The following is a 5023-nucleotide window of genomic DNA, read 5'->3' as shown; positions in this document are numbered from 1 at the left end:
CATTCCGATCTTAAAAACTGGTATTAAATCTATTCATTCTGACTCCTGACTCCTGACTCCTGACTCCTAAGAAGTACCCTACCTATTTGTAGCAAACATTTATAAAATTGGTATAATAATGATAAAAACAGTTATTTTTGACTTTGATGGTACATTAGCAGATACTTTCGATCTAATTTTTGCAATTACAAATGATTTATCAGTTGAATTTGGATATAAACAAGCTAAGAAGGAAGAAATTCTAGAAATTGAAAAATTAAGCCCTCTACAAGTTATTAATCAGTCAGGAATATCTATTTTTAAAGTGCCTTTTTTGTTAAGAAGAATTAGAGCAGAGTTTCAAAAAGAAATTAACAATGTTAGTTTCTTTTCTGGTATTAAAGAAATGTTATTAGAGTTGAAACAGCATGGTTATCAACTGGGAATAATTACTTCTAATAGTTACAAAAATGTCGAGTTTGTCTTGGAGAAGTATGATTTATTAATATTTGATTTTTTAATTTCAGGCGCGACTCTTTTTGGGAAAGATAAGATTATTAAAAAATATCTAAAAACTGAGAATATTCAACCAGAAGAGATCGTTTATATTGGAGATGAAGCTAGAGATATTAGTGCCTCCAAAAAAGCTAAAGTAAAAGTAATAGCCGTGACTTGGGGATTTAACTCTAGAGAAGTATTATCCGATTATCAGCCAGATGCTTTAGTCGATAAACCACAAGAATTAATGGCAGTAATTAATAACTTTTGAATTAAGTAAAAATATAGCAGACAAATCAAGAAACCATTATGAACGACTACCTCCTCTATAACTCCCCTAAACTCCTTACTCTTAACTAGGGTTTGCTGATTAAATCTCAAATAATTACCAGATAAAGGTTTTAGCATTTTTAAGTATTGAAAAAGTATATGGTTTTCAGCTCTTAATGGTCAAAAAGTTAGCATTTTTAGCGCATAGTTGGGCAAAAAAATTCTCCCCTACTCCCCTACTCCCCTACTCCCCCGCTCCCCTACTCCTTAAAAAGACTTTTTCAGCAAGCCCTAACTACTCCCTACTCCCTACTCCCTACTCCCTACCTCAACAAAAAGACTTTTGAGCGCAAACCCTAATTAAACCTTAATATGAAAGTCGGCTCCCTTGAGCTTAAAGCTTATATTCATTTAAACACTCTCCTTAAGTGGATAGTCTTATTGCTGAGAGCTGACAGCTAATGGCTGAATGCTTACAATGCGATATAACTCCGTTCCGCTGATGCGATAGTGCATACTTTGCAAGATATGTCCCTTTGACAAAAAAGATAATTTATGCTCTAAAAACTGGTATTGAAGTTATTAATTCTGTACATTGCCTTACCAACGACTTCCCTAATGTAGGATGGGAGAAATAACTAACCAGTTACAAAATCCTAAAAGCCTTACCAATCAACCAACATTCCGCACTTCAGTTTGTATCATTAAAAGTAGTATATAAATCCGTAGCTTTGTAGGTATTTATACTATACAAATCATCTCAATTATTTTTTTCGTCGATCAAATTCTGAGTAAAAAATTTACGCATAAATACTTACTCGATCGTGTACTCGATTGTGGCAGCTATGATTTTCTTCTCAAATTCTGTCTCCTGTCTCCTGTCTCCTGACTCCTCCTTCTATACTACATTTTGTGGTGCGGAATGTGGGATCAATACTTTTGACTTTTGACTTTTAACTTGCGCGTAGCGCTACATAACTATTCAACCGGACATGATATAAGAACCACAGTATTGATTGATATATCCCGGCACTGTCTCACAGAAGAGTGCGAGTCTTCTAACAACTTATAAGATCAAAATTTAATCAAGTAATGTCACAAAATATAAGTCAAGCATAAATCAAGAATATAGATATAGATGACTGTATTGGATGTCATCATCATCCTATTAGACATAAATTTTCCACCTCCTTTTTATAGCATAATTTTTGATAATTAGTTATATATAATGATATGTACAATTAAGTTATCCAACTTCTGCAGGTAAAATGCTATGGAGATTACTCAAAATTATTTTCAAGCTCCCACATCTCCCACAAAAATTTTAATTATTGAAGATGAACTTATTGTCGCGGAAAATATTGCTAGAAATCTTCGTAAATTAGGATATGAAGTAATTGGAATTGTAGACTCTGGTGAAGAAGCAATTCAAACTGCAACAAAAAAACATCCTAATTTAGTACTAATGGATATCATGCTTCAAGGAGATTTGGATGGCATTGAAGCTGCTGGGTATATTCGTGCTCAATTAAAAATACCTGTTGTCTATATGACTGCTTATGCAGATGATGATACATTAGGACGGGCAAAGTTAACCGAACCTTATGGATATCTAGTTAAGCCATTTAAACCTCAATCATTAAAAACTACAATTGAGATTGCCCTTCAGAAGTATCAAGGCGAACAAGCTGCAGAGTCACGGTACATTCAGCAAATTGAAACTGTAAAATATCAACTTAATAAGCTAACTAATCAAGAAAATCCAAGTCTTTTAAGTAATAGGCTTTTATTATCAGACAAATTCGATCGGATTATTAGTAATACCGCCAATTCAAAAACACAATATTCTGGAAAAAAACAAGATTTTATACCTACTATTCCTCTGATTTATTTAGGTATAAATCGCTTTAAGCGCATTGATGATTTAGGATATGATTGGAGCGATTTGTTGATTAGAAATATCACAGAAAGAATCAATAAGTTTATTAGTAAAAATAGTGTAATAGCTCGCTTAAATACAGATGAATTTGTGATTATTCTAGAATCACTTCATCAGAAGATAGAAATTACAGATATAGTTCAAAATATTCTACAGCAATTTGTCGAACCTTATGTGTTAAAGCAACAGAAATTTTTGATTAGTGCTAATGCTGGAATTGCTCTTTATCCTATTGATGGAAAACAACTGGGCCAATTACTTTTAAAAGCCAGAAAAACCATGGAGTATGCTAGAAGAAAGGGCAATAATCAATATTATTTTGATAATGAAGTAGGTAAAGATCAAAATAGCCATACTTTGCAGTTAGAGAATGATTTACATTCGGCACTATCAAGTAAACAATTTAAAATTTACTACCAACCAATAATTAACTTAAAAACAGGCAAAATTGTCGGTGCTGAAGCTCTACTGCGCTGGCAAAAATCTGATGGTTCTATAATATTACCAAGACAATTTTTACCCCTAGCAGAAGAAACAGGATTAATTGAACCAATAGGTGAATTTGTATTGAAGACTGCTTGTGAAAATGTTAAAGCTTTGCAAGATATTGGGTTAGGAAAAATAAGAGTAGGAGTCAACATATCTGCTCGCCAGTTAAATCAATTAGATTTACGTCAAAAATTAGTTAAAGTTCTTTTAAATAGTGGTCTCGCTCCTAATTACGTTGAGTTAGATTTTAATGAAAGTATTTTAATTACAAATGAAACAAAAGCTATACGGAGTTTACATGGTTTAAAAAGTTTAGGCATTCAAATTTCTATAGATGATTTCGGTACAGGTTATTCTTCCTTAAGTTATCTGCAAAAGTTCCCCATTGATAGTATAAAAATCAATCAAAATTTTATTAATAAAATAAACAGTAATCCTACTAACCAAGTTATTGTCTCAGCAATTATTTCAATGGCTCACAAATTAAATATACGAGTTATTGCTGAAGGAGTTGAGACTGAAGAAGAATTAGCTTTTATAGTTAAAAATAAGTGTGATGAACTTCAAGGTTATGTATTTCATCGTCCATTACCTTTGGTAGAATTTGCATCCTTAGCAGAGTCTTTAGCTATTTGTCCTCAAATGATTAATGACTGGATACAGGGAAAAGGAAAAGGAATAAGAAAAGAAAAATGAAATAATGTATCTATTAGTTATTAGTTTTGTCTTCTGAAATAGGAATTATCTCCCAATTATGTGTTTCTAGAATAGGTGCAATATCTATAACTGCTCGGTGCCGTAGAGCAATAACTTGTTTAATCTGACAAAGTCCTTCTAACTGAATTTTATTCATAGAAGTAGCTCTACTAATAGTTTCATTATTTTTACAATATAAATATCCAGTAGCTTGATTACCAATACCTCGAAGTTTAAGATGGTATAGTTTTATATCTCGATAAAGAAAGTGATTTGGAGTAACAATAATTTGCATTTTGCTCATTAATCATAGAATTTATACTTTATAGTACTACAACCTACATTCCGCACGACAAAACGTAGCATAAAAATATAAGTCAAAAGTCATAAAGTTAAAAGTAAGAAGTCAAAAGTCAAAAGTCAAAAGTAAGAAGTAAGAAGTCAAAAGTCAAAAGTCAAAAGTAAGAAGTAAATTATAGTAGTCAATAGGAGTCAATAATTTAGTAAGTAGGGCTTGCTGATTAAATCTAAAAATATTGACATATAGAGACTTTAGCCTTTTTTTTGTCAAAAAAAGTGCGCTTGTTTCGGCTCTTCATACTCAAAAAGTTAGTATTTTAGGGAAGAGTTGGGCAGAAAAATCTTGGGACAAAACTTAGCTCCTACCTTCTCTAACTTCCCATTTCTCCTGTCTCCCCCTCCCCTCCTGGGAGGGGCTAGGGGTGGGTTGGGAGGGGGAGGGGCGAGGGGTGAGTTGTCTCCTGTCTCCTACCCCTGCTAAAAGACTTTTTCAGCAAACCCTAAGTATTTATACTTAATATTTAACTGAGAATTTGACTTTTGAGAAGTAATTTATACAGTATAAATATTTACCAATAATAGAAAATGTATACTACTTTTAATGTTACAAATTGACGTGCAGAATGTAGGCTACAAGAATTGGGCGCGGACATTTTTCAATGCTAAAACCCTTTTATACCAAATTGATAAATGTTTGCTACAAATATCTAGGGTATTTATTAGGAGTCAGGAGTCAGGATTCAGGAGTCGTATGGGAATGTCTTTAATACCATTTTTTAGGGCATAAACTATCTTTTTAGTCAAAGGGACATTTCCTGTAAAGTCTTTTTATCGCTCTGACTATTCGTCACA

At 32.6% G+C, this 5023-nt stretch carries 3 protein-coding genes; 2 read left to right on the top strand and 1 reads right to left on the bottom strand.

The window, feature by feature from the left end:
- Window positions 1-118: 118 nt before the first annotated feature.
- Together F6K54_RS40055 and F6K54_RS40050 are read left to right on the top strand one after the other, a co-directional pair.
- On the top strand, window positions 119-748 hold the full coding sequence (locus F6K54_RS40055) for an HAD-IA family hydrolase (RefSeq protein WP_293089914.1): 630 nt from the start codon (window positions 119-121) through the stop codon (window positions 746-748).
- Between the two features lie 1272 nt (window positions 749-2020).
- A complete protein-coding gene (locus F6K54_RS40050) occupies window positions 2021-3871 on the top strand; it encodes an EAL domain-containing protein (protein WP_293089913.1) in 1851 nt (616 codons plus the stop codon).
- A 13-nt stretch (window positions 3872-3884) separates the two neighbouring features.
- Here the strand turns inward: F6K54_RS40050 and F6K54_RS40045 are convergent, their stop codons facing one another.
- Entirely contained in the window at window positions 3885-4175 is a 291-nt protein-coding gene (locus F6K54_RS40045) for a hypothetical protein (RefSeq protein ID WP_293089911.1), read from the bottom strand.
- Window positions 4176-5023: the final 848 nt, after the last annotated feature.

Source organism: Okeania sp. SIO3B5, assembly GCF_010692555.1.
Taxonomy (GTDB): Bacteria; Cyanobacteriota; Cyanobacteriia; order Cyanobacteriales; family Microcoleaceae; genus Okeania.
Note: the sequence above shows the minus strand (reverse complement) of the source record. Positions and strands in the feature narration are given on the sequence as shown.

Bases quoted from the DNA above. Each gene is read 5' to 3' on its own strand.
- F6K54_RS40055 (WP_293089914.1), top strand. From the start codon at position 119: ATGATAAAAACAGTTATTTTTGACTTTGATGGTACATTAGCAGATACT.
- F6K54_RS40050 (WP_293089913.1), top strand. From the start codon at position 2,021: ATGGAGATTACTCAAAATTATTTTCAAGCTCCCACATCTCCCACAAAA.
- F6K54_RS40045 (WP_293089911.1), bottom strand. From the start codon at position 4,175: ATGAGCAAAATGCAAATTATTGTTACTCCAAATCACTTTCTTTATCGA.